Annotated in this window: 24 protein-coding genes; 15 read left to right on the plus strand and 9 right to left on the minus strand. The window is 67.3% G+C overall.

What is annotated here, in order from left to right:
• The first annotated feature begins 48 nt into the window (after nt 1-48).
• On the plus strand, nt 49-2,043 hold the full coding sequence (gene tkt, locus BLP96_RS17170) for a transketolase (protein WP_089688621.1): 1,995 nt from the start codon (nt 49-51) through the stop codon (nt 2,041-2,043).
• Between the two features lie 88 nt (nt 2,044-2,131).
• On the opposite strand, the gene BLP96_RS17175 is transcribed toward tkt, so the two are convergent.
• From BLP96_RS17175 to BLP96_RS17185, 3 genes are all read right to left on the minus strand, one after another.
• Nucleotides 2,132-3,184 (minus strand): class I fructose-bisphosphate aldolase, encoded by a 1,053-nt coding sequence (locus tag BLP96_RS17175; RefSeq protein WP_089688622.1) that lies wholly within the window; start codon nt 3,182-3,184, stop codon nt 2,132-2,134.
• Between the two features lie 137 nt (nt 3,185-3,321).
• Nucleotides 3,322-3,729, minus strand: coding sequence for an Hsp20/alpha crystallin family protein (locus BLP96_RS17180; protein ID WP_089688624.1), 408 nt, complete (start codon nt 3,727-3,729; stop codon nt 3,322-3,324).
• A gap of 44 nt (nt 3,730-3,773) precedes the next feature.
• Nucleotides 3,774-4,232 (minus strand): Hsp20/alpha crystallin family protein, encoded by a 459-nt coding sequence (locus BLP96_RS17185; RefSeq protein ID WP_089688626.1) that lies wholly within the window; start codon nt 4,230-4,232, stop codon nt 3,774-3,776.
• 197 nt (nt 4,233-4,429) lie between these two features.
• Between BLP96_RS17185 and BLP96_RS17190 the strand changes: the two genes are divergently transcribed.
• The 3 genes from BLP96_RS17190 (at nt 4,430) to fba (ending at nt 7,824) form a co-directional block, all read left to right on the plus strand.
• Nucleotides 4,430-5,509, plus strand: a complete 1,080-nt coding sequence (locus BLP96_RS17190; protein ID WP_089688628.1) for a type I glyceraldehyde-3-phosphate dehydrogenase — start codon at nt 4,430-4,432, stop codon at nt 5,507-5,509.
• Complete coding sequence (locus BLP96_RS17195) at nt 5,506-6,675, plus strand: phosphoglycerate kinase (protein ID WP_089688630.1); 1,170 nt, start codon at nt 5,506-5,508, stop codon at nt 6,673-6,675. Before BLP96_RS17190 ends, BLP96_RS17195 begins: the two co-directional genes overlap by 4 nt.
• An 84-nt stretch (nt 6,676-6,759) precedes the next feature.
• Complete coding sequence (fba, locus tag BLP96_RS17200) at nt 6,760-7,824, plus strand: class II fructose-bisphosphate aldolase (RefSeq protein WP_089688632.1); 1,065 nt, start codon at nt 6,760-6,762, stop codon at nt 7,822-7,824.
• Between the two features lie 124 nt (nt 7,825-7,948).
• On the opposite strand, the gene BLP96_RS17205 is transcribed toward fba, so the two are convergent.
• Nucleotides 7,949-8,230, minus strand: a complete 282-nt coding sequence (locus BLP96_RS17205) for a hypothetical protein (protein ID WP_245682298.1) — start codon at nt 8,228-8,230, stop codon at nt 7,949-7,951.
• Between the two features lie 360 nt (nt 8,231-8,590).
• Here BLP96_RS17205 and BLP96_RS17210 point away from each other — a divergent pair, with 360 nt between their 5' ends.
• The 11 genes from BLP96_RS17210 (at nt 8,591) to kduD (ending at nt 19,107) form a co-directional block, all read left to right on the plus strand.
• Nucleotides 8,591-9,139 carry a COG4315 family predicted lipoprotein gene (locus BLP96_RS17210; RefSeq protein ID WP_176761552.1) on the plus strand — a complete coding sequence of 183 codons (549 nt, stop codon included), beginning with the start codon at nt 8,591-8,593 and terminating at the stop codon, nt 9,137-9,139.
• Nucleotides 9,140-9,220: 81 nt separating this feature from the next.
• Nucleotides 9,221-10,258, plus strand: a complete 1,038-nt coding sequence (locus BLP96_RS17215; protein ID WP_089688636.1) for a sodium:calcium antiporter — start codon at nt 9,221-9,223, stop codon at nt 10,256-10,258.
• A 70-nt stretch (nt 10,259-10,328) separates the two neighbouring features.
• Entirely contained in the window at nt 10,329-11,384 is a 1,056-nt protein-coding gene (locus tag BLP96_RS17220; protein WP_089688638.1) for a LacI family DNA-binding transcriptional regulator, read from the plus strand.
• Nucleotides 11,381-12,355 carry a sugar kinase gene (locus tag BLP96_RS17225; protein ID WP_089688640.1) on the plus strand — a complete coding sequence of 325 codons (975 nt, stop codon included), beginning with the start codon at nt 11,381-11,383 and terminating at the stop codon, nt 12,353-12,355. Before BLP96_RS17220 ends, BLP96_RS17225 begins: the two co-directional genes overlap by 4 nt.
• A 13-nt stretch (nt 12,356-12,368) precedes the next feature.
• Nucleotides 12,369-13,355, plus strand: coding sequence for a 2-hydroxyacid dehydrogenase (locus BLP96_RS17230; RefSeq protein WP_089688642.1), 987 nt, complete (start codon nt 12,369-12,371; stop codon nt 13,353-13,355).
• Nucleotides 13,356-13,466: 111 nt separating this feature from the next.
• On the plus strand, nt 13,467-14,537 hold the full coding sequence (locus BLP96_RS17235; RefSeq protein ID WP_089688644.1) for a LacI family DNA-binding transcriptional regulator: 1,071 nt from the start codon (nt 13,467-13,469) through the stop codon (nt 14,535-14,537).
• A 68-nt stretch (nt 14,538-14,605) separates the two neighbouring features.
• On the plus strand, nt 14,606-15,625 hold the full coding sequence (locus BLP96_RS17240) for a TRAP transporter substrate-binding protein (protein ID WP_089688647.1): 1,020 nt from the start codon (nt 14,606-14,608) through the stop codon (nt 15,623-15,625).
• A gap of 55 nt (nt 15,626-15,680) precedes the next feature.
• Nucleotides 15,681-16,301 carry a TRAP transporter small permease gene (locus BLP96_RS17245; RefSeq protein ID WP_089688649.1) on the plus strand — a complete coding sequence of 207 codons (621 nt, stop codon included), beginning with the start codon at nt 15,681-15,683 and terminating at the stop codon, nt 16,299-16,301.
• The gene (locus tag BLP96_RS17250; protein WP_089688651.1) at nt 16,298-17,605 is read left to right on the plus strand and encodes a TRAP transporter large permease; all 1,308 of its coding nucleotides are present in this window, start codon (nt 16,298-16,300) and stop codon (nt 17,603-17,605) included. Before BLP96_RS17245 ends, BLP96_RS17250 begins: the two co-directional genes overlap by 4 nt.
• Before the next feature lie 63 nt (nt 17,606-17,668).
• A complete protein-coding gene (locus tag BLP96_RS17255; RefSeq protein WP_089688654.1) occupies nt 17,669-18,334 on the plus strand; it encodes an HAD-IA family hydrolase in 666 nt (221 codons plus the stop codon).
• 20 nt (nt 18,335-18,354) lie between these two features.
• A complete protein-coding gene (gene kduD, locus BLP96_RS17260; RefSeq protein ID WP_089688656.1) occupies nt 18,355-19,107 on the plus strand; it encodes a 2-dehydro-3-deoxy-D-gluconate 5-dehydrogenase KduD in 753 nt (250 codons plus the stop codon).
• Nucleotides 19,108-19,117: 10 nt separating this feature from the next.
• Here kduD and BLP96_RS17265 read toward each other — a convergent pair whose 3' ends face one another.
• The 5 genes from BLP96_RS17265 to BLP96_RS17285 form a co-directional block, all read right to left on the minus strand.
• Nucleotides 19,118-20,005: an SMP-30/gluconolactonase/LRE family protein gene (locus BLP96_RS17265; protein ID WP_245682299.1), complete on the minus strand. Its 888-nt coding sequence runs from the start codon at nt 20,003-20,005 to the stop codon at nt 19,118-19,120.
• A 36-nt stretch (nt 20,006-20,041) separates the two neighbouring features.
• Nucleotides 20,042-21,841, minus strand: coding sequence for an IlvD/Edd family dehydratase (locus BLP96_RS17270; RefSeq protein WP_089688659.1), 1,800 nt, complete (start codon nt 21,839-21,841; stop codon nt 20,042-20,044).
• Between the two features lie 82 nt (nt 21,842-21,923).
• On the minus strand, nt 21,924-22,817 hold the full coding sequence (locus BLP96_RS17275; protein WP_089688661.1) for an aldose 1-epimerase: 894 nt from the start codon (nt 22,815-22,817) through the stop codon (nt 21,924-21,926).
• Between the two features lie 9 nt (nt 22,818-22,826).
• On the minus strand, nt 22,827-23,987 hold the full coding sequence (locus tag BLP96_RS17280; RefSeq protein ID WP_245682300.1) for a Gfo/Idh/MocA family protein: 1,161 nt from the start codon (nt 23,985-23,987) through the stop codon (nt 22,827-22,829).
• A gap of 17 nt (nt 23,988-24,004) precedes the next feature.
• Nucleotides 24,005-25,060, minus strand: coding sequence for a sugar phosphate isomerase/epimerase family protein (locus BLP96_RS17285; protein WP_089688663.1), 1,056 nt, complete (start codon nt 25,058-25,060; stop codon nt 24,005-24,007).
• Between the last annotated feature and the right edge of the window lie 40 nt (nt 25,061-25,100).

Consider the following 25,100-nt stretch of genomic DNA (forward strand, 5'->3'; position numbering starts at 1 on the left):
GCCGCCGCAGCGCTGCCTCATTCTGCCGCAGGCGAGGAGCTGACCCCCATGCCGTCTCGATTCGAACTGGCCAACGCCACTCGTGCCCTCTCCATGGATGCCGTCCAGAAGGCCAAGTCCGGCCATCCCGGCGCCCCCATGGGCATGGCCGACATTGCCGAGGTGCTGTGGAACGATCACCTGAAGCACAATCCCAACGACCCCCAGTGGCCCGACCGCGATCGTTTCGTGCTCTCCAATGGCCACGGTTCCATGCTGCTCTACTCCCTGCTGCACCTGACCGGCTACGAGCTGAGCCTGGAAGAGCTGCAGAACTTCCGCCAGTTGCATGCCAAGACCGCCGGTCACCCCGAGTACGGCTACGCACCGGGGGTCGAGACCACCACCGGCCCGCTCGGCCAGGGGTTGGCCAATGCCGTGGGCATGGCCATCGCCGAGAAGACGCTCGCCGCTCAGTTCAACCGCCCCGGCCACACCGTGGTCGACCACCACACCTGGTGCTTCGTCGGCGACGGCTGCCTGATGGAAGGCATCTCCCACGAGGTCGGCTCGCTGGCCGGTACCCAGCAGCTCGGCAAGCTGGTGGTCTTCTACGACGACAACGGCATCTCCATCGACGGCGAAGTGAAGGGCTGGTTCACCGACGACACCGCCAAACGCTTCGAGGCCTATGGCTGGCACGTGGTACCCAAGGTCGACGGTCACAAGCCCGAAGAGATCCAGGCCGCCATCGAGCTGGCCAAGAGCCACGACGACAAGCCGAGCCTGATCATCTGCCAGACCATTATCGGTTTCGGCGCCCCCAACAAGCAGGGCAAGGAAGAGTGCCATGGCGCCGCCCTGGGTGAGGACGAGGTCGCCGCGGCACGCAAGCAGCTCGACTGGCCCCACGCCCCCTTCCACGTGCCAGAGTCGATCTACCAGGGCTGGGATGCCCGCGAGGCCGGCCAGGCACGTCAGGATGAGTGGCAGGCACGCTTCGCCCGCTACCAGGAGGCATTCCCGGAGCTGGCTCGCGAACTTCAGCGCCGTACGCAGTGCAAGCTACCCGCCGAACTGACCAGCGAGGCCCAGATCCAGCGCGCCCAGGAGCGCGCGGAGTCGATCCCTTCGCGCAAGGCGTCGCTGGCCTGCCTCAACGAGCTCGGCCCGCAGTTGCCCGAGCTGCTCGGCGGCAGTGCCGACCTGGCTCCCTCCAACCTCACCTTCTGGGACGGTGCCAAGGCCATCACTCCCGACACCCCCGATGGCAACTACCTGCACTACGGGGTACGCGAGTTCGGTATGGGCGCCATCGTCAACGGCATCGTGCTGCACGGCGGCTTCATTCCCTTTGGCGCCACCTTCCTGATCTTCATGGAGTACATGCGCAACTCGCTGCGCATGGCGGCACTGATGGGCAAGCGGGCGATCTACGTTTTCACCCACGACTCCATCGGCCTGGGCGAGGACGGCCCCACCCACCAGCCCATCGAGCAGCTGACCAACCTGCGCACCACGCCCAACCTGGCCACCTGGCGCCCCTGCGATGCCGTGGAAACGGCAGCCGCCTGGGATGCCGCGCTCAAGCGCAATGCCGGCCCCACGGCGCTGGTGCTGTCGCGTCAGAACCTGCCCCACCAGGAACGCACCAAGCAGCAACTCGCCGAGATTCAGCGCGGCGGCTACATCCTCAAGGACAGCGACGGCACCCCGGAACTGATCCTCATCGCCACCGGCTCCGAGGTGGGACTGGCCATGGACGCCGCCACCGAACTCGAGGCACAGGGCCGTGCCGTGCGCGTGGTTTCCATGCCCTCGACCTATCGCTTCGACGGCCAGGAAGCCGAGTATCGCGAACGCGTGCTGCCCAGGGCCGTGACCAAGCGTCTCGCCATCGAGGCCGGCCATCCCGACTACTGGAGCAAGTACGTGGGGCTCGACGGCCGCGTGATCGGCATGCGCACCTTCGGCGAATCGGCTCCGGCGGGCGATCTGTTCAAGCACTTCGGCTTCACCGTCGACAACGTGGTGGGCCAGGCGCGCGAGCTGCTCGACGCCTGATATCGACCGGGCAGCCACGACGCAAAGGGCGCGGCCGACAGGCCGCGCCCTTTGCGTTGCGGGTTCGTCGAATCGGGACTTGCGCGGCTCAAGCCACGCTGACCGATTCGTCCAGGTACACGTCTTGAATGGCGTGCAGCAATTCGACCCCCTCGCTCACCGGCTTCTGGAACGCCTTGCGCCCCGAGATCAACCCCATGCCGCCGGCGCGCTTGTTGATCACCGCGGTACGCACCGCCTCGCCCAGGTCGGTGTGTCCCTTGGCACCACCGCCGGAATTGATCAGTCCGGCCCGCCCCTGGTAGCAGCAGGCCACCTGGTAGCGCGCCAGGTCGATGGGATGCTCCGACGTCAGCTCGCCATACACCTTGGGGTGGGTATGGCCGAATCCGATGTCCCGGTAGCCGCCGTTGGTCTCCGGCAGCTTCTGTTTGACGATGTCGGCCTTGATGGTCGCCGCCAAGTGGTTGGCCTGGCCGGTGAGGTCAGCCGCCACGTGGTAGTCGGTGCCCTCCTGCTTGAACGCCGGGTTGCGCAGGTAGGCCCACAGCACCGTGGCCATCCCGAGCTGGTGGGCACGCTCGAAGGCCTCGCTGATCTCCATGATCTGGCGCCGGCTCTCCGGGGAACCGAAATAGATGGTCGCCCCCACGGCCACGCAGCCCATGGCATGGGCCTGCTCCACCTCGGCGAAGAGGGTCTGGTCGTACTGGACGGGCAGACTCAGCGTCTCGTTATGGTTGAGCTTGAGGATCATGGGAATGCGGTGGGCGTAGCGGCGCGCGACCGACGCCAGCACGCCGAGCGTGGAGGCCACGCCGTTGCAGCCGCCCTCGATGGCCAGTTCGAGGATGTTGGCCGGGTCGAAGTAGCGCGGGTTGGGCGCGAAAGACGCCCCCGCCGAATGCTCGACGCCCTGATCCACCGGCAGCAGGCTGAGATAGCCGGTACCACCGAGGCGGCCATGGTCGAACAGCGCCTGAAGGCTGCGCATCACGGCTGGGCTGCGGTCGCTGTCCGCCACCACGCGGTCGACGAAGTCCGCTCCCGGCAGGTGGAGTTGTTCGCGGGGAAAACCGCGACAGCGGTGGTCGAGCAGGGACTCGGCCTCGTCCCCCAGGAGCTTGGCGATATCGGTCATGACGTTCTTCTCCCCGGTGCTGGATCAGATGCGAGATTGCCACTTTCAGCGTAGAACGACCCTAGCGAGCGAACGGTGGCGTTGTAAACGACGACGCCCTCCCGATGGGGAGGGCGTCTGGCCGGTCGGCCGAGCGCTCAGGCCGCCTGGACCTCGATGCGCCGCCGATGATGGCTCTGCTTCTTGGGCAGGGTGACGTGCACCACCCCGTTGTCGATGCGCGCGGCGATGGCTTCGCTGTCGATCTCATGGCTGAGCGTGAAGCGCCGCGCAAAGCGCTGCGCCCGCACCTCGGCGTAGATCGCCGACATCCCCTCGGGCATGTCCAGCTGGATGTCGCCTTCGAGGCTGAGCACGTTGTTATCCACCTCGATACGCAGTGCATCGCGCGTCACGCCCGGCATGTCGACGATCATATGCAGGGCATTGTCGGCCTCGAAGATATCCACCGGCGGCAGCATGGCCGGTTCGGTCTGCGGTTCCCGCGCCTGCTGATCCGTGGTCTGGGGCTGCTGACCGGCTTGCTGACGACTGACTTCGTTCATGACCGCTCACCTCCTCTCTGTCTCGTTCTCGAGTCGACTGAGCGTCAAGCCGCCTGGATGTCGATGCGCCGCGGCTTGAGCTCCTCGCGCTTGGGCAGGTGAATCTCCACCACACCGTTACGGCAGCGTGCCTCGGCACGGTCGGCATCCAGGCCATCGGGCAGCGCCACGGTGCGGACGAACTCCCCGCTGCCGCGCTCGCGCCGGAAATAGGCGGCCTCGCCTCCTTCGATTTCGGATCGTGCCTGGGGACGCTCGCCGCGCACGGTGAGGACGTTGTCCTGGATACTGACGTCGAGCGCCTCGGCAGCAAGCCCCGCAGCGAACACGTAGACCCGCACCGCATCGTCGGTGCGCCCGATGTTGATCATCGGGTAACTGCCACGCGGCACCGAACGGATATCGGCCGCACCGCTCTCCGGAAACATCTCGTCCATCAGCTGCCGGAACCAGTCCACACCCCGGGATGGCCCGGTATCGAAACGCCTGAGATCTCCGAACATCACGAACACCTCCACGTTAGGCTCACGAAAAGGGATGCGGGAGGCCCCGGTCGCTGCCGGACGGCAGACGGACGGGTGGCTCCCAATCGGGAAAATAGGGTCGCCGCCGCACTTTTCAAGCGGCCAGGACGACCCGGCGAATCTGCGCTAGAATGGCCGACTCCTGACAGCCCCATCGAGGAGATTCCGGCACCGCCATGGCCTTTCGCATCGCCATCAACGGCTACGGCCGCATCGGTCAATGCGTGCTGCGCGCCCTGACCGAACGCCGCAGCGATCCCGCCGAATCGAACACGGCGACGCTGGAAATCGTGGCCATCAACGAACTCTCCGATCTGGCCACCATCGCCTACCTGACCCGCTACGACACCACCCACGGCCGCTTTCCCGGAAACGTGGCCGTGGAAGGCGACCGGCTGGTGATCGACGGCCACCCCATCCGCGTTCTCTCCGAGCCCGACCCGGCGAACCTGCCCTGGAGCGAGCTGGACATCGACCTGGTGCTGGAGTGTTCGGGCAGTTTCAAGGATCGCGCCACCGCCGAGCGCCACCTGAGTGCCGGCGCCAATCGGCTGCTGTTCTCCCAACCCGCGGAGAGCGACGTGGACGCGACCATCGTCGCCGGCATCAACGACCGGGCACTGACCGCCGAGCACCGCATCGTCTCGGCGGCGTCGTGCACCACCAACTGCCTGGTTCCCGTGCTCACCGTGCTCGACGAGGCACTGGGCATCGAGCACGGCGTCACCACCACCATTCACTCGGCGATGAACGACCAGCCGGTGATCGACGCCTACCACCAGACCGACCTGCGCCTCACTCGCTCGGCGATGCACTCCATCGTGCCCGTGGACACCGGACTGGCCCGCGGCATCCACCGACTGATGCCGCACCTGGCCGGGCGCTTCGAGTGCCTGCACGTGCGCGTGCCCACCATCAACGTCTCGGCCATGGACATGGCGATCACGGTACGCCGCGATACCAATGCCGCCGAGATCAACGCGCTGCTGCGCCACGCCAGCGAACACCGCCTGAACGGCCTGCTCGGCTACACCGAGGAGCCGCTGGCCTCGGTCGACTTCAACCACGACCCCCGCTCGGGTATCGTGGATGCCACTCAGACCCGGGTGGCCGGCAGCCGCCTGATCAAGCTGCTGTGCTGGTTCGACAACGAGTGGGGCTTCGCCAACCGCATGCTCGACGTGAGCCAGCGGCTGGCTGGACTCGTTTCGTCTCCTGCAACCCTTCGGCCTTCCCAAGAGGATGATCCTGCATGAACGTGCGCAAGATGACCGACTTCGACCTCCGCGGCCAGCGCGTGCTGGTCCGCGAGGATCTCAACGTGCCCGTCAAGCACGGCAAGGTGACCAGCGACGCCCGACTGCGCGCCGCTCTTCCGACCATTCGGGCGGCCGCGGATGCCGGTGGCAAAGTGATGCTGATGAGCCACCTCGGTCGTCCCACCGAGGGCGAGCCGGCCGACGAGTTCTCGCTGGCGCCGGTCGCCGAACACCTCGGCGAGTTGCTGGGTCGCCCGGTGCGCCTGATCAAGGAGTACCTGGGGGTCGACCTGGACCTGGCCGACGGTGAGGTGGTGCTGCTCGAGAACGTACGCTTCAACGCGGGCGAGAAGAAGGACGATGAGACGCTGGCCCGGCAATACGCCGCACTCTGCGACGTCTTCGTGATGGACGCCTTCGGTACCGCCCACCGCGCCCAGGCCTCCACCCACGGCGTGGCGCGCTTTGCGCCGGCTGCCTGCGCAGGGCCGCTGCTGGCCGCGGAGCTCGATGCTCTGGAGAAGGCATTGGCCACGCCCAGGCGCCCCATGGTCGCCATCGTCGGCGGCTCCAAGGTATCCACCAAACTCGAGGTGCTAAACGCCCTTTCCGACAAATGCGATCAGCTGATCGTCGGCGGCGGTATCGCCAATACCTTCATCGCCGCGGCGGGCCACAACGTCGGCAATTCGCTCTTCGAAGCCGACCTGGTCGAAGCGGCCAAGGCGCTAATGGAAAAGGTCGAGATCCCACTGCCGACCGACGTGGTGGTGGCCACCGAGTTCTCCGAGGCCGCCCAGGCGGTGGTCAAGCCGGTCGACCAGGTGACCGACGACGAGATGATCCTCGACATCGGACCCGACACCGCGGGCCGACTGGCCGGCCTGCTCGAGAACGCCGGCACCATTTTGTGGAACGGCCCGGTCGGCGTGTTCGAGATCGACCAGTTCGGTGAGGGCACCGCAGCGCTGGCCAAGGCGATCGCCGCGAGCGGCGGCTTCTCCATCGCCGGCGGCGGCGACACCCTGGCAGCCATCGACAAGTACGGCATCGCCGACCGGGTCTCCTACATCTCCACTGGCGGCGGCGCCTTCCTCGAATACGTGGAAGGCAAGACCCTACCGGCGGTGGCCGCCCTGGAGGCCGCCGCCACCCAGGCCTGATAGACTAGCGCGACCCAGTAACGACGACTCCTATGCGGCGGCGACCTCGAAGCGCCGCCGCCATCACGATAGACAGGTGAGAACATGGCACTGATCAGCATGCGCCAGCTGCTGGACCACGCCGCCGAGCACGGTTACGGCGTGCCGGCCTTCAACGTCAACAACCTCGAGCAGATGCGCGCCATCATGGAAGCCGCCGATGCCACCGATTCCCCGGTGATCGTCCAGGCCTCCGCCGGTGCCCGCAAGTACGCCGGCGCTCCCTTCCTGCGCCACCTGATCCTGGCCGCCGTCGAAGAGTTCCCGCACATTCCCGTGGTCATGCATCAGGATCATGGCACCAGCCCCGCCGTATGCCAGCGTTCGATCCAGTTGGGCTTTTCCTCGGTGATGATGGACGGCTCGCTGGGCGAGGACGGCAAGACCCCCACCAGCTACGACTACAACGTCGACGTGACCCGTCGCACCGTGGAGATGGCCCATGCCTGCGGCGTCTCGGTGGAGGGCGAGCTGGGCTGCCTGGGTAGCCTGGAAACCGGCATGGCCGGCGAGGAGGACGGCGTCGGTGCCGAGGGCAAGCTGGACAGGGAGCAATTGCTCACCGACCCGGAGGAAGCGGCCGAGTTCGTCAAGGCCACCCAGGTCGACGCCCTGGCCATCGCCATCGGCACCAGCCACGGCGCCTACAAGTTCACTCGCCCGCCCACCGGCGACACTCTCTCCATCCAGCGCATCAAGGAGATTCACGCGCGCATTCCCGACACCCACCTGGTGATGCACGGCTCCTCCTCGGTGCCTCAGGAATGGCTCGCCATCATCAACGAGTTCGGCGGCGAGATTCCCGAAACCTATGGCGTGCCGGTGGAAGAGATCGTCGAGGGCATCAAGCACGGCGTACGCAAGGTCAACGTCGACACCGACCTGCGCCTGGCCTCCACCGGTGCGGTGCGGCGCTTCCTGGCCCAGAACCCCAGCGAGTTCGACCCACGCAAGTTCCTCAAGGCCACCGTGGCAGCCATGAAGGAGATCTGCATCGCGCGCTACGAGGCCTTCGGCACCGCCGGCAACGCCTCGAAGATCCGGCCGATCAGTCTCGAAGCCATGGTCGGCCGCTACGACAGCGGCGAACTGGCGCCCAAGGTGCGCTGACGACGAGGCACACGAAACGATCGCCCTCGGCCTTGCCGAGGGCGATCGAAGCAGTGGGCGAACGAACCTACCTCAGGGAGAAACATGCGCTCGACAGTGCCGCCCGTTGCGGGCGGCGCTGGCATTACCAGCCGTCGTCCTCGTCATCCTCCTCGGTCTCTTCCCACTCTTCCTGTTCATCTTCCTCCTCGTACTCGAACGACTCGGTTTCCTCTTCCTCGTTCTCGTACTCGGTCGTCTCGGCACCGTTGCCGGTCTCGCTGTTACCGCTGCTATCCGGCAGGGTCTGCTCCTCCTCCTGCGGCTCCTCTTCCTCATGGAAGTCGGCATAGGTCAGCGGGCTGGCCAGCAGGCCGAAAGCGACGCCGAACACACCGAGTCTCTTGAGGGTTTCCTTGGACAACATATTCGCACCTCCATCAGGGTCTGGACTTGCGAGATCAATGGGAAGCCCGTTGGCTTCAGTCATCGGGGCGGCGGCTTTGCCGAATCGGGATCAGCCCCAACCTCGATGGTTCACCCTGAAGAGAGCAGGAGGCGTACCACTTTCGGCCAATGCCGAAAAAATTCAATAAATAACAATATCTTATTGAAAAACACAGTCATCATGGAATGCGCTGACTGCCGCATCGGGCCTGGCGATATCTGACACATGGGCCACGAACACACATCGACCGGGTCGCGTGACCGACCGCAAGCGCGCCTTGAAACACCCACTCGGCCCTACCTAGAGTGAAGACAAAGCGTCACCATGGAGAGGGTTGCTATGACACTGCTGTTGCGAGCATCAGGATTGGCCACCGCCATGCTACTGGCCGTCGCCCTGTCGCCCAGCCTGGCGGCCGACGAGAACGGCTCGGTGGAGGGACAAAGCGCCAAAGAGGCGGATCCCGACCTGCAGAGCGTGCCTGAGCCCGTCGAACGGGCCCGCATCGAGACCCGTGAGCAAGAACCTTACGGGCGCTATCTCACCAATCCCGACGGCATGAGCCTGTATCTGTTCGCCAACGATGAGCCCGGGGCCGGCAGCAGCACCTGCGACCAGACCTGCGCCATCGCCTGGCCACCCTACGCCACCCAAGAGCCGCCCGAGGCCGGTGAACACGTCGACGCCGATAAGCTCGACACCATCCGACGCGATGACGGCACCCGCCAGGTCACCTATGCTGGCTGGCCACTCTATCGCTTCATCGGCGACAAGGCGGCCGGCGACGCACTCGGTCAGGATGTCATGCATCTGGGCGCCGATTGGTTCCTGGTCTCACCCAATGGGGAGCGCATCGAGGCAGATGAACGCACGGAAGCATCGCTCTGATCCTTCATTGGCACGACCTTCCCGATATCCACGCACCTCGACCATCCCCCAGGCACCCATGATTCTGAGCATCTTGCCCTCATGAATCCGGCACTGAGCGACCTGACCCTGGAATGGGCCTGGTTGCTGTTCGCCGTCTGCACTGCAGTGATCGCCACTGCCGGGACGCAGCTCGCCGGCATCGTGGATGATCTGGCGGACCGTACCGGCCTGGGCGAGGCCATTGCCGGCGCCGTGCTGCTAGGCATGGCCACCTCCCTCTCGGGCATCGTGGTGTCGGTTTCGGCAGCACTCGCCGACCGCCCCACCCTGGCGATGAGCAACGCCCTGGGTGGCATTGCCGTGCAGACGCTGTTTCTGACCGTCGCCGACCTCACCTATCGGCGAGCCAACCTGGAACATGCCGCCGCCTCGCTCGGCAACCTGATACAGGGCGGCCTGCTGCTCTGTCTCCTCGCACTGGTGATGGTGGGACGCTTTGCTCCGGAGTGGACCCTGTGGCAGGTACACCCCATCACCCCTCTGCTGCTGCTGGGCTACCTGTTCGGCCTGCGCCTGGCGGGCCGCAGCCGAGACAATCCCATGTGGCGACCCGCCCAGACCCGGGAGACCCAACCCGACGTGCCCGATCCGCGCGCCATGCGACGTTCACCGCTGCGCTTGTGGACCCGTTTCGCCCTGCTGGCAGCGCTGATCGGAATCAGCGGCTGGCTGCTGGAGCGCAGCGCTTCGGTGATTGCCGTGGAAACCGGCCTGGGACACTCGGTGGTGGGCACCTTGATGACCGCCGTGGTCACCTCGCTGCCCGAGTTGGTGACCACGGTGGCAGCGGTACGCCGCGGCGCCCTGACCCTGGCTGTGGCCGGCATCATCGGCGGCAACGCCTTCGACACCCTTTTCGTCGCCGCCGCGGACATCGCCTATCGCAACGGTTCCATCTATCACGCCATTCCCGACACGGTATCGCTGTGGGTGGCGCTGTCGCTGCTGATGACGGCCATTCTGCTCGTGGGCATGCTCCACCGCCAGCGCCAGGGGCCGGCGCACATCGGCTTCGAGAGCGTGGGCATCATCGGTTGCTACCTGACCGGGGCACTGGTGCTGCTGATGGCCTCCTGAGCGGAAGGACGTTTGCCCGCGCCGAAGATTGGAACTAGAGTGGGAACGTTCCCATTTCGATTGCTCGGCCATGAACCAGAATCCCCAACGCTCCACCCTCGTCGAGGTCGCCCATGCCGCCGGCACTTCCAAGACCAGCGTGTCGCGTTTCTTCGGTGACGAACGTCAGCGCCTCTCGCAAGAGCTCCAGGAGCGCATCGCCGCGGCTGCCAAGCGGTTGGGCTATCACCCCAATCAGATGGCGCGCGGCCTCAAGGGTGGGCGCTCGCGGCTGATCGGGATGCTGGTGGCCGACATTCGCAACCCCTACTCCGTCGCGGTGATGCACGGTATCGAAAGCGTCTGCCAGGCGCACGGCTACTCGCTCATGGTGGCCAACACCAACAACGACCCCGCCCAGGAGCGCCGCCACCTGGAACTTCTGACCGCCTACCGAGTGGAGGGGCTGGTGGTCAACGCTGCCGGCAGCCCCGACCGTGAGCTGGCCAAACTCGCCGAGCAGGGTACGCCGCTGGTGCTCGTCGATCGCGAACTTGGCGAAGTCCCTGCCGACATGGTCGGTCTCGACGATGCCCGCGCCATCGACCAGGCCCTGGACCACCTCCAGACGGCGGGCTATGGCGAACTGCTCTATGTGAGCAAGCCGACGAGCCGGGTGAGCTCACGCCGTGTAAGGCTCGAACGCTTCCAGCACGGCATCGCCGAACGTGGCCTCGTCGGCGAAGCGCACTGTCTCACGCTCGATGCCGACGCAGCCGAGCTCGATGACGCCATCGGGGCCTTCCTCGTCCGGCCGGGCACGGCGCCCAAAGCACTGCTGTGCGCCAACGGCCAGGTCACCCTGGCTGTCACTCGGGTGCTGCAGCAGCGCAACGTCACGCTCGGCAGCGTGGGCCTGATGGGCATCGACGAACTGGAGTGGTGTGCGCTGGTCCCTCCCGGCATCACCACCCTGGCCCAGCCCACCGATGCCATCGGCCGCGCCGCCGTCGAGAATCTGCTACAACGCCTGGAAAGTTCCCAGCGTACGTCGCCGCCTCGCCGCACCCACTATCAAGCGCAGTTGATCCCTCGCGGGTCGACGCGCCTGCCATTCCATCACGACCGCTCCCAGGAGTCGCCATGACCGCTCCCGACAGTGCCCCGACCCTTCTCACCTTCGGCGAAGCGATGACGATGTTCGTCGCCGCATCGAGCGGAGAACTCGCCGACGTCGCGCACTTCCAGCGCCGCATCGCCGGCGCCGACACCAACGTGGCCATCGGCCTGGCCCGCCTGGGCTTTCACGTGGGCTGGCTGAGTCGCGTGGGCCGCGACAGCTTCGGCACCTACCTTCGCCGCACCCTGGAGGCCGAAGGGCTGGACTGCCGCCATCTCGTCGACGACCCCGACCATCCCACCGGGCTGGTGTTCAAGGCGCGTGCCGAGGACGGCGCCGACCCCCATGTCGAGTACTTCCGCCGCGGCAGCGCCGCCAGCCACCTCTCCCCCGACGATGCCGCCGCTGTCGACTTCGCGGCGCTGCGCCACCTGCATGCCACCGGCATCCCCCCGGCACTGTCGGCCAGCGCCCGTGACCTCGCCGAGCACGTGCTGGAGCGAGCCCGCGACGCTGGCGCCAGCATCTCCTTCGACCCCAATCTGCGCCCCGCGCTGTGGGCAAGCGAGCGCGAGATGTGCACCACGATCAACGCCCTGGCGGCACGGGCCGACTGGGTGCTGCCGGGACTCGCCGAGGGGCGCCGCCTGACCGGCCTCGACACGCCCCACGACATCGCCGATTTCTACCTCGAGCGAGGCGCCCAGGCGGTGTTCATCAAACTCGGTCCGGAAGGCAGCTACTATCGGGGTAGCCTCGGCGGTCGCGAGGAGAGCTTCACCGTACCCGGCTTCGACGTCGCCGAGGTCGTCGATACCGTGGGCGCCGGCGACGGCTTCGCCGTGGGCGCGATCAGCGCCCTGCTCGACGGCCGCTCGCCGCGCGAGGCGGTGCGCCGCGGCAATCTGATCGGCGCCCAGGCGGTGCAGGTGATCGGCGACATGGAGGGCCTGCCCCACCGAACGCGCCTCGTGGAACTGGAAGCCAACCTAGCGTGAGGAGACGACAACCATGAAAAAACGCATTCTGGCCTACGGCCGCCTCAACGACGCCCAACTCGCCGAACTCTCGCGGGACTTCGAGGTGGAGGTCTTCCAGGGCCTGGAGTCCGGCGACGACCCGGCCTTCCGTGCTGCCCTGGCCGACGCCCACGGCCTGATCGGATCGAGCGTGTCGATCACTCCCGAACTGCTCGATGCCGCGCCGCAGCTCGAGGCCATCGCCACCATCTCGGTGGGCTACGACAACTACCCCGTGGACGAGCTGACCCGGCGCGGCATCCTGCTGTGCAACACCCCGGACGTGCTCACCGAGACCACCGCCGACACCGGCTTCGCACTGATCATGGCCACCTGCCGCCGGGTGGTGGAGCTCGCCGACTTCGTGAGACGCGGCGACTGGCAGGCGAGCATCGGCCCCGAACACTTCGGCACCGACGTGCACGGCAAGACGCTGGGCATGATCGGCCTCGGTCGCATCGGCGCCGCCGTGGCGAGGCGCGGGGCCCTCGGCTTCGGCATGCCGGTGCGCTACGCACTATCCTCCCCCAAGCCGGCACTGGAGGCCGAGCTGGGCGCCGAGCGCCGCGAGCTCGACGCACTGCTCGCCGAGGCCGACATCGTCTGCGTCACCGTGCCGCTCACCGCCGAGACCACCCACCTGATCGACGCCCACGCCTTCGCCCAGATGAAACCCTCGGCGATCTTCGTCAACATCGCCCGCGGCAAGGTGGTCGACGAGTCGGCGCTCATCGAGGCCCTGGAGATGGGCCGCATTCGCGCCGCCGGCCTCGACGTCTTCGAGCAGGAGCCGCTCTCGCCGGAGTCGCCGCTGCCGTACATGACCAACGTGGTGGCGCTGCCGCACATCGGCTCGGCAACCTTTGAAACGCGCACCGCCATGGCCCAGCGCGCCGTGGACAACCTCACCCGTGCGCTGAACGGCGAGCGGCCCATCAGCCTGGTCAACGAGGCCGCCTGGACGGCACGGCACGGCTGAGCCACCCGCCGGCGCCCGCGCCTAAGACGAAAGGAGAATAGGTCCGGATCGGAGACGTCTTCTACGATTTGGATCAATCCAAAAACAAAACGCCACCACAGCCGAGAACTCATGAGCCAGGACACGCCTCGCCCCGACAGCCGCGCCTCGCGCAGCGTCACCCTGCAGGACATCGCCGCCCACGCCGGGGTGTCCCGCTCCACGGTGTCGCTGGTGCTGCGCGAGAGCCCGCTGGTCGCCGAGGGCACCCGGCGCAGGGTGCAGCGCTCCATCAAGGCACTGGGCTACGTCTACAATCGCGGCGCCGCGGCGCTACGCGGACAACGCACCGCCACCCTCGGGGTGGTGGTCTACGACATCGCCAACCCCTTCTTCGGTGCCATGGTGGCAGGTATCGACGCCGCTCTGAACCGCGAGGGCTATGTGTCCTTCCTGGCCAATAGCGAGGACTCGCCCGCGCGCCAGCAGCGCTTCCTCGAGCGCATGCGCGAGCATCGCGTCGACGGCATTCTGCTGTGCCCGGCGGAAGGCACCGCTCCCGACCTGATCGACACCCTCACCAGCTGGCAGATGCCGTGCGTACAGGTCCTGCGCCATGTCGGCGAGCCGCCCTTCGACTACGCCGGTACCGACTTTCGCCGTGGCGTGGGCCTGGCCATCGACCACCTGGTGGCGCAGGGCCATGAGCGCATCGCCTTTCTCGGCGGCCATATCGGTCACTCGGCCACTCGCGAACGCTGGCAGGGCTATCGTGAGGCACTGGCCCGCCACGGCCTCGCCTACCAGCGCCTGCTGCGCTCGGACGTGACACGCCGCGCCGGCTTCGAGCTCATCCCGGCGCTGATGGCCGAGTCCCCGGCCCCCACCGCAGTGCTCTGCCACAATGATCTCGTGGCCTTCGGCGCCATGCTGGGCCTCAAGCGCCTGGGGCGGGTGCCGGGACGCGACTGTGCGGTGATCGGCACCGACGATCTCGAGGAGGCGGCGCTGGGCGACCCGGCGCTGACCAGCATCGCCACTCATCCCCATGCCGTGGGCGAGGAAGCCGCCCGCCTCGCCCTACGGCGCATCGGCAACCCCGACGGGGCGCGGGAACAGGTCGTGCTATCGCCCCGACTGCAGGTGCGCGACTCCTGCGGCGCCCTTTCCACGCCGCTCGAGAGTCCCGCCACGACAACCTGATGCGGCGCACCGCATCGACGCCAGCCGCCATGCCCGAAGGCATGGTGCCAACAACAACAGGTGCTTTTATGACTCGCCAATGGATCGATCCAACCCCGTTGACCCAACACCCCGCCGGCGCCCGGCGCCTGATCGGCACCGCCGTGATGGCCGCTTCCCTGGGCCTGGCCGGCGCCGCTCAGGCCGTGGAGCTACGCTTCGGCCACGGCGGCACCGAGGACACTGCCTATCACCTGGGCGCCCAGCACTTCCAGGAACTGATCGCAGAGAAGAGCGACGGCGACATCAGCGTCGAGATCCTCGGCGGTGGAGTGCTGGGCCACGAAACGGAGATGTTCGAGCAGCAGATGGCCGGCGCGCTGGACATCTCGATCATCAACCCCGGCCTGATTACCGACTTCTCCTCCACCGCCAACGTCTTCTCGATCCCCTTCCTGTATCGCGACGAGGACCACTGGCGCCAGGTCCTCGACGGCGAGGTCGGCCGCACCATCGCCGATCAGATCACCGCCGAGACCGACGTGCGGGTGCTGGCCTTCTATGGGGGCGGCAAACGCCAGGTCGTCAGCACCGAACCCCTGGAGAGCCTCGACGATCTCGAAGGCCTGAAGATCCGCACCAATCCCACCCAGCCGCTGATCACCGCCTGGGAGGCGCTGGGTGCCGACCCCACCGTCATGGAGTGGGAAGAGATCTATACCGGCCTTCAACTGGGTGCCATCGACGGCCTGCTCAACGAGGCGGAGTGGATCCACCGCATGCGCTTCCACGAGGTGGCACCGCACATCGGTCTCTCCGAGCACGACATCACGGTGCGCCTGCTGACGCTCTCCCAGGCCACCTGGGATCGCCTCGACGAGACTCAGCGCGAGCAGGTCATGGAGGCCGCCGCGGAGTCCGCCAGTTACGCCCGCGATGTGCAGCTCGAGCAGGACGCCGAGGCGCTCGACCTGTTGGTCGAGGAGGGCGCCACCCTGCACGAGATGGACCGCGAGGCCATGATGGAGACCGTCGAGGGCCCCCTCGAGGGCGTGATCGCCGACATGGGCCTGACCGAGTACCACCAGATGATCGTCAACGCGGAATGACCCGCCCGGCGCCGACCCGTCCGGGCCGGCGCCTCGCTTGCCACAGGTAATCGCCATGTCCCGACTGCTCGCCGGCCTGGCACGGCTCAACCGGGTCCTGGAGCGTGTGCTCCACTGGATCCTGCTGTCGTTGGTGCTGGGCTTCATCCTGCTGGTCATCTACCAGGTGATCAGCCGCAACCTGGCCTTCATGCCGAGCCTCTACTGGACCGAGGAGTTCAGCCGCTTCGCCTTCCAGTGGATGGTGATGCTGGGCGCCGCCGTCGGCGTGCTGCATGCCGACCACTTCGTGCTCGAGGCCTTTCCCCGCGGCTCGCGGGCCGATCTTGCCACCCGGGTGGTCCGTGACCTGGCCTGCCTGGCCATCGGCGTCATCTTCGTCTTTTACGGCCACGAATTCGCCCTCTCCGGTCTGCGCCGCCACGCCACCGCCTCGGGGCTATCGATGATCTATGTCTACTCCACCTTCATGGTCAGCGGCGTGTTCATCCTGCTGTTCAGCGTGCAACGCCTGCTGCATAGCCTGCTTCACGGCCTGGATGCCATGGAATCGGCACTCAATACGCCGAGCGAGATGGAGACGCTGGACGTCAGCGAAGCCGATCACAGCGTGGAAGGCCTCGGATCGCCCCTCGACAGCCGCGGCAATTCCGGACAGGGAGGGCCCCGCCCATGATGCCCGCCGACGGGATGTTCCTGCTGCCCTGGCTGCTTTTCGGCCTGCTCGCCGTGCTCATCGTGGTGGGCGTTCCCATCGCCATGGCGCTGATCCTCACCTCCTTCAGCCTGATCCTGCTCGACCCGCGGCTGACCGCCTGGGTACTCTTCCAGCGCATGTACAACGGCATGGATTCCTTCGTGCTGCTCGCCGTGCCGCTCTTCCTGCTCGCCGGCAACCTGATGAACGCGGCGCGCATCACCGACCGCCTGATCACCCTGTGCATGCTGCTGGTGGGCCACCTCAAGGGCGCCCTCGCCCACGTCAACGTCATGGTGAGCATGCTCTTCGCCGGGGTCTCCGGCTCCTCCACCGCCGACAGCGCCGGCGTGGGCACGGTGCTGATCCCGGCCATGAAGCGCGAGGGCTACCCCACCCACTTCGCCGTGGCGGTCACTGCCGCCTCCTCGGTGATGGGCATCATCATCCCGCCCTCGATCAACATGATCGTGTGGGGCGCGCTGACCAACACCTCCATCGCCGGCCTCTTCCTCGGCGGCATCTTGCCCGGCCTGATGATCGGCGTGGCCCAACTGCTGCTCAACCTGGGCTACGTGCGCCGCTACAGCGTGCCGGTGCGTCCGCGCGCCACCTTCCGCGAGCTGCTGCACTCCGGCAAGGACGGCTTGATGGCCGCCGGCATCCCGGTGGTGATCATCGGCGGCATCACCCTGGGGATCGTCACTCCCACCGAGGCGGCGATGATCGCCGTTCTCTACGCCCTGGCACTGGGCTTTCTCGTCTATCGCGAGCTGCGCTTCGGCGACGTGCTCGACGCCTCCACCGCCACGGTGCGGCTCTGCTCGCTGTCGTTGTTCAGCCTGGTGGGAGCGGCGATCTTCGGCTATCTGATCAGCTTCTATCAGATCCCGCCCAAGCTGATGGCCGGGGTCAACATCACCGACCCCGTGGTGCTGCTGCTGGTGATGACCGGAGTGATGCTGCTCATCGGCACCTTCATGGATTCGCTACCGGCCATGGCCATCATGGCGCCGATCTTCCAGCCGCTGGCCCTGCAGGCCGGCATCCATCCGGTGCAATTCGGCGTGATCGGCGTGATGGCGCTGGGCCTGGGGCTGATCACGCCGCCCTATGGGCTATGCCTGATGATCTCGGCCAAGATCGGCGGCATCCCGCTGCTCAAGGCGCTGGCCACCACCCTGCTCTACCTGGCGGTGATGCTGGCGGTGATCCTGCTGCTGATCCTCTACCCCCAACTGATCCTGGCGATCCCCCGCACCCTGGTGCCGGACTTCGTCTGACGCACACGCGCACCGCTCTGGTACCCTGAACGGTGCGCTCCCCCACCCCCTCGAGAGGTCCGAATGTCCACACCCTACTGCCTGCTCTTCGACTCCGACGGCACCCTGGTCGACAGCGAGGTCCTGCTCGCCCAGGTGATGGCAGAAACGCTGCCGCAATACGGTCTGCCCTTCACCGCCGAGCAATACATGGCGGAGTTTCGCGGGGTGCGTTTCCTGACCATCGTGCTCGAGCTCGAAGCGCGTCACGGCGGGCTGGACGACGACCGACGCAAGCGTCTGGAAGCGCAGATGCGCGAGCGCATGGAGGCGCGCATGCGCGCCGAGCTCGAACCCATCGCCGGCATGCCCGAAGCGCTCCTCGAGCTCGCCCATCACCCCAAGGCAGTGGTCTCCAACGGCCCCGAACGCAAGATCCGCTGTGCCATGGAGAGCGCCGGGCTGGCCCAGCACTTCGGCAACAACCTGTTCAGCGCCTATACCCTGGGGGTATGGAAGCCCGACCCGGCACTCTACCGCCAGGCCGCCGAGGCCATGGGCCAGGCCCCTGAACGCTGCGTGGTGATCGACGATGCCGATGTCGGCGTGGTCGCCGGCCTCGAGGCAGGCATGCAGGTCATTCACCTGAACCACTTCCCCGAACGCGAGGCGACCCCGCCAGGCGCCATCGCCATTCACCACGCCCGCGAGCTGCCGGCGGCCATCGCCCGGCTCGACCTGGCAACATGAACCCTGGCAAGGAGACAGCGATGAGTGCGTTTTCCCTCACCGGCAAGGTGGCCCTGGTCACCGGCTGCAACAAGGGCCTCGGTCAGGCCATGGCCGTGGCGTTGGCCGAGGCCGGCGCCGATGTGGTCGGCGTCAATCGCAGCGCTGCCGAGGCGACCCGCAAACGCGTCGAGGCACAGGGGCGGCGTTTCCACGCCGTGGAGGCGGAACTCGACCACGACAGTGCGGAGTCGATCGTCGAGCGAGCCCTGGAACGGGCCGGCCAGCTCGACATTCTGGTCAACAATGCAGGCACCATCCGCCGCGCACCGGCGCTGGAGTTCAGCGAAGCGGACTGGGACGCCGTGGTCGACGTCAACCTCAAGGCGGCTTTCTTCCTCGCCCAGCAGGTGGCGCGCCACCTGGTCGCACGCGACGCTCCGGGCAAGATCGTCAACGTCGCTTCGGTGCTCTCCTTCCAGGGCGGCATCCGCGTGCCTTCCTACACCGCCAGCAAGAGCGGACTGCTGGGTCTCACGCGGCTGATGGCCAACGAGTGGGCGAGCCACGACATCAACGTCAACGCCATCGCGCCGGGCTACATGGCCACCGACAACACCCAGGCACTGCGCGACGACCCCGACCGCCGCGCCGAGCTGCTGGGCCGCATTCCCGCCGGGCGTTTCGGCGAGCCGGAAGATCTGGCCGGCGCCGTGGTCTTCCTGTGTTCGGACGCCGCGCGCTACGTTCACGGTCACGCGCTGGTGGTGGACGGCGGCTGGCTGGCACGTTGACCCGGACGCCTCAAGGGCGCCACGCCGGCTCCGCGAGGCCCGCCACGGGCGCCGGCAGGCTGAGCAGACTGCCGGCCAGCGGCCAGCGGCGCTTCCCCTCGGCGTCCAGGTGTTGGGTCGCCGTGCTGATGTAGAGTGTGCGCAGGTCGGCCCCGCCGAACGCCACCATGGTGGGGTGCGGGCACGGCACCTCGTGCTCAGCCATCAGTTCTCCGTCCGGGGAGAAGCGTACGACGCGGCCGCCGTCGTAGAGCGCGCTCCAGTAGCACCCCTCGCCGTCCACCGCCGCACCGTCGGGCACGCCGGGCAGTCCCAGCGTTTGCAGGTCGACCCAGGTTTCGCCCGCCCCCAGCGTGCCGCTGGCGAGGTCGAAGGGGTAGCGCAGGATGCGCCGGGTCAGCGAGTCGGTGTGATAGAGCCAGCGCCCATCGGGGCTGAAGGCGAGCCCGTTGGAAATGCCGATGTCGGTCAGGCACGGCGTCAGCTCGCCGTCGTCGAAACGGTAGAGTGCCGCCGTGGGGTTCGTCTCGTCGGCATCGATGGTCCCCACCCACAAACGGCCGGCCGCGTCACAGCGGCCATCGTTGAAGCGGTTGCCGCCGCCCTCTCCTCGCCACTCCGGGTTGGCCGCCAAGCGCTGCGGCGTGCCGTCGAAAGGCAGTCGCACGATACCCGACGCCATCGCTGCCAGAAGCCCGCCTTCGCAGAGCGCAATGCAGCCGACCTTTTCCTCCAGCGCGATGGTTTCCGGCGGCGCTCCCGCCTCGGGGCGCCAGACGTGGATCTTGCCGCGGTTGATGTCCACCCAGTGGAGCGTCTGCCGCTCCACCGACCACACGGGACTCTCGCCCAGGCTCATGTCCATCTCGACCGCCACCTCGATGTCGCTAGCTTGCACGATGTGACTCCGTACGTCCGAGACCTGCGTTCATGTTCAGTGGTTGTCCCGCGGCGGGCTGCGCCGCGCCACGTCGCGATATCGCGTAGCGCCTTCCAGGGTCATGCCACGGTCCAGCGGCTCGACCAGGGTGCGCTGGATCTCCTGCCACGGCGTCTGGTGGTCGGGGTAGCGATAGCCGCCCTGCCGCTCCAGCTTCTGCCGACGCGCTTCGAGCTCGGCATCGTCGATCAGCAGCCGCACCTCGCCGCGTCCCAGGTCGATGCGCAGCCGGTCGCCGTCCTCTAGCAGCGCCAGGCCACCGCCGGTGGCCGCTTCCGGGGCGGCGTTGAGAATCGACGGCGACCCCGAGGTGCCCGACTGGCGGCCATCGCCCAGGCACGGCAACGATTCGACGCCCGCTCGTATCAAGGCCTCGGGTGGCTGCATGTTGACCACCTCGGCGCCGCCGGGGTGACCCACCGGGCCGGCGCCACGCATCACCAGAATGGTGCGCTCGTCGATGCCGAGCGCCGGATCGTCGATGCGCGCGTGGTAGTCCTCGGAGCCGTCGAACACCGCCACCTTGCCTTCGAAGGCATCGGGATCGTCCGGGTCGCTCAGGAAACGCTCACGAAAGTCCGTCGAGATCACGCTGGTCTTCATCAGCGCCGAGTCGAACAGGTTGCCCTTGAGGTTGAGAAAGCCGGCATGCTCGACGAGCGGATCGCCGTAGCGGCGGATCACCTCGGTATCCCGGGTCTCGAGGCCCTCGAGGTTGTCCGCGAGCGGACGGCCGTTGACGGTGAGCACCTCGCCGTGGAGCCGGCCAGCGCCCAGCAGCTCGTGCATCACCGCCGGCACGCCGCCGGCGCGGTGGAATTCCTCGCCGAGAAAGGCCCCGGCCGGCATGACGTTGGCCAGCAGCGGGATCTCGTGGCCCAGGCGCTGCCAGTCGTCGTTGTCGAGTTCGACCCCGGCATGGCGGGCGATGGCGTTGACGTGGATGGGGGCGTTGGAAGAGCCGCCCAGCGCCGAGCAGGTGACGATGGCGTTCTCGAAGGCCTCGCGAGTCAGGACGTCGCACGGCCGCAGGTCCTCCCACACCATGTCGACGATCCGCGCGCCGGTCGCGTAGGCGACCAGGCCGCGCTCCTTGTAGGGGCCGGGGATCATCGCCGAACCGGGCAGGCTCATGCCCAGCGCCTCGGCCATGGAGTTCATGGTGGAGGCGGTGCCCATGGTGTTGCAGTGGCCCACCGAGGGGGCGGATTCGGTGATCCGCGACAGGAATTCGGCGTAATCGATGTCGCCCGCCGCGAGCCGCTTGCGCATCTCCCACACGATGGTGCCCGAGCCCACCCGTTCGGCGCCGTGCCAGCCGTTGAGCATGGGGCCGCCGGAAAGCACGATGGCCGGGATGTTGACGGTGGCCGCAGCCATCAGCGCCGCCGGAGTGGTCTTGTCGCAGCCGGTGGTCAGCACCACGCCGTCCAGCGGGTAGCCGTGCAGCACCTCCACCAGACCCAGATAGGCCAGGTTGCGGTCGAGCGCCGCGGTGGGCCGGCGCACGTTCTCGTGGATGGGGTGCATGGGGAACTCGAAGGGCACGCCGCCGGCAGCACGGATGCCGTCCTTGACGCGTTGGGCGAGGTCCACGTGATGGCGGTTGCAGGGCGTCAGATCGGAACCCGACTGGCAGATCCCGATGATCGGCCTGCCGCCGGTGAGCTCTTCCAGGGTGATGCCCTGGTTCATGTAGCGCTCGATGCACAGCGCCGTGGTCCCCGGATGGTCGGGATTGTCGAACCACCAGCGCGAACGCAGCTGGTCGGGGGTGATCTTGCGGTCGGTCATCGTCTTTTCCTAGGTCGAGATTGACTTGCCGTCGCTGCCATCGAACCAGCCACTCGCTTCACGTCACGCGCCGGCCGTGCCGTCAGGCCCATCGGCGCGGGGCGAGGCAGGTGAAACGCCACGCCTGGCTCAGCGTCCCTCCCGGCAGCAACTCGACCAGCCCGTGGGCGAGCGGATCGGCGAAGTGGTGGGCGTTCACGTCGTGGGAGACCGGCTCGAAGCAGAAGAAGTCGGCATCTGCCCCGGGAGAGTAGACCAGGTAGCGCGCTCCGGCCGGGTCGCTCTCCACCGCCAGCGCCACTCCCCGCGACGGCCAGGTGACATGCGCCAGGCCGGTCCACCCGGTGAACAGATTGTCGATGCGCCCGGCGGGCAATCCGCGCCCCGCGGCGAAACACCAGGGGTCGGCCTCGTCGAGGGCTCGCCAGCGGGTCGGCAACTGGGCGTCGTCCACCTCCCAGACGCCCTCGGCCGGAGCCTCGAGCCGAGTATCGGGCGTACGCGGCAGCCAGGGATGCAGCCCCACCCCGTAGGGCACAGGAGCGTCTCCCAAGTGAGTCACTGCCAGTGCGATGCACAGGCTCTCTCCCTCCAGGCGATAGTCGAGCTCGGCACGGTAGGCGAACGGCGGCTGCCGGGCCGAGCGCAGCGTGAGCCGCAGCGCATCCTGCGTGGCATGCGCCACGTCCCACGGCTGCTGCCAGCCGTCACCGTGAATCGGCAGCGGCTCCCCGGCCAGGTTGGATGTCAGTCCATACTGGTTCCCCCTCCAGCGGAAGCCGCCGCTGGCGATGCGGTTGGACCATGGTAACAGCGGGTAGAGTCCCATGTCGTTCGGATCGCGGGACGTGCGCTTCCCGGGCCGGAACAGCGGCTTTGGCCCATCCGGCATCAACGCATCAAAGCGCACCACGCAACCGCCCAACTCGGGCAGGACCTCCAGGCAAAGCCGGTCGTTGTTCAACCGCACGCTCATCGCCGCCCCTCAGAAAGTCACCCAGGCACCGTCCGCCCGCGAGGACTCCAGCGACCGGGTGATGAACCGCACGCCGTCGACGCCATCGTCCACCCCGGGGATGTCGCGCTGGTGGGTGGCGACCTCGGGGCCGCCACGTCGCGCCCGCAGATGGGCGGCGAAGTCGCTGTAGAGCTGAGCGAAGGCCTCCAAGTAGCCCTCCGGGTGGCCGGGCGGAATGCGCACCGCGGCCATGGCTGCCTCGCCCAGGCCGGGGCCGTGGCGAGTCAGGCGCCGCGGCGGCTCGCCCTGAGGCGTGAACAGCAGCTCGTTGGGCTCCTCCTGACGCCACTCCAGGCCGCCTTCGCTGCCGTAGACGCGCAGCTTGAGGCCGTTCTCGTTGCCCGGTGCCACTTGGCTCGACCACAGCATGCCGCGCGCACCGCCCTTGAAACGCAGCATCAGATGCACGTTGTCGTCCAGCGCACGGCCGTCCACGAAGGTGTGCAGATCGGCGGCCAGCGATTCGACCTCCAGGCCGGTGACGAAACGCACCAGATGATAGGCGTGGGTGCCGATGTCGCCCAGGCAGCCGGCCGGACCGCTGCGCTTGGGGTCGGTGCGCCACTCGGCCTGCTTGACGCCCTCGGCCTCGACGCGGGTGGCCAACCAATCCTGGGGATACTCGACCTGCACCACGCGCAGTTCGCCGAGCTCGCCGGCAGCGACCATGTCACGGGCCTGGCGGATCAGCGAGTAGCCGCTGTAGTTGTGGGTCAGGCCAAAGAAGCGCCCGCTGGACTCGACCAGCCGCTGGAGTTCCCGAGCTTCGCCCAGGTCGGTGGTCATGGGCTTGTCGCAGATGACGTCGATGCCCGCCTCGAGGAAGGTCCTGGCCACCTCGAAGTGCAGGTGGTTGGGGGTGACGATGGCTACCACGTCGATGCCGTCGTCGCGATCCCGCTCGGCCTCGGCCATGCTGCGGTAGTCGGGATAGGCGCGCTCGTCGGCGACGTGAAGGGCCGCCGCCGAGGCCCGGCTTCGCTCGGGGTCCGAGGCGAAAGCCCCGGCCACCAGCTCGTAGTGGTCGTCCAGGCGCGCGGCGATGCGATGCACGCCGCCGATGAAGGCGCCCTGGCCGCCGCCGACCATGCCAAGGCGCAGGCGGCGCTGGCTGTGGTGTTGGGACATGTCTCTCGCTCCTTTTTTCAGTCGAGTCCCAGAATGCGCCGGTTGGCGGCCTCGTCGGTGCCCGAGTCGGCGAAGTCGTCGAAAGCACGCTCGGTGACTTCGATGATGTGGTCGCGAATGAAGGCTGCGCCTTCCCGGGCCCCTGCCTCGGGGTGCTTGAGGCAGCACTCCCACTCGAGCACCGCCCAGCCATGGTAGTCGTTGGCCGCCATCCACGAAAAAATGTGCTTGAAGTCCACTTGGCCGTCGCCCAGCGAGCGAAAACGCCCGGCACGCTGAGTCCAGCCCTGGTAGCCGGAGTAGACGCCCTGTTTGGGGCTGGGATTGAACTCGGCATCCTTGACATGAAACATCTGGATGCGCTCGCGGTAGACGTCCAGAAAGCCCCGGTAGTCGAGCTGCTGCAGGATCAGGTGGCTGGGGTCGTAGAGGATATGGCAGCGCGGATGATGCCCGACGCGCTCCAGGAACATCTCGAAGGTGATGCCGTCGTGCAGATCCTCTCCGGGGTGGATTTCGTAGCAGAGATTCACTCCGGCTTCGTCGAAGGCATCGAGGATCGGTCGCCAACGCCTGGCCAGCTCGTCGAAGGCGCTGTCGATCAGCCCCGCCGGGCGCTGTGGCCAGGGGTAGACGAAGGGCCAGGCCAGGGCGCCGGAGAAGGTGCCGTGGTCGGTCAACCCCAGGTTGCGCGAGGCGCGAGCCGCCAGGTGCAGTTGCTCCACCGCCCAGGCCTGCCGGGCCTGCGGATTGCCGCGCACCTCGGGTACCGCGAAGCCGTCGAACATCTCGTCGTAGACGGGATGCACGGCCACCAGTTGGCCCTGCAAATGGGTGGAGAGTTCGGTCAGCGCCAGGCCGTGCTCGGCCAGGGTGCCCTTGATTTCATCACAGTAGGTCTGGCTCTCGGCCGCCTTCTTCAGGTCGATCAGGCGCGCATCCCAACTGGGCAGCTGTACGCCCTCGTAGCCAAGACCCGCCGCCCAGGCCGCAATGCTTTCCAGGCTGTTGAACGGCGCCTCGTCGCCGGCGAACTGCGCCAGGAAGAGCGCCGGCCCCTTGATGGTTTTCATGTCTAGCCTCTCTTGCCGGTGTCACGAACGTCGAGAGCGC

The organism is Billgrantia gudaonensis (assembly GCF_900100195.1).
GTDB classification, from domain to species: Bacteria; Pseudomonadota; Gammaproteobacteria; order Pseudomonadales; family Halomonadaceae; genus Halomonas; species Halomonas gudaonensis.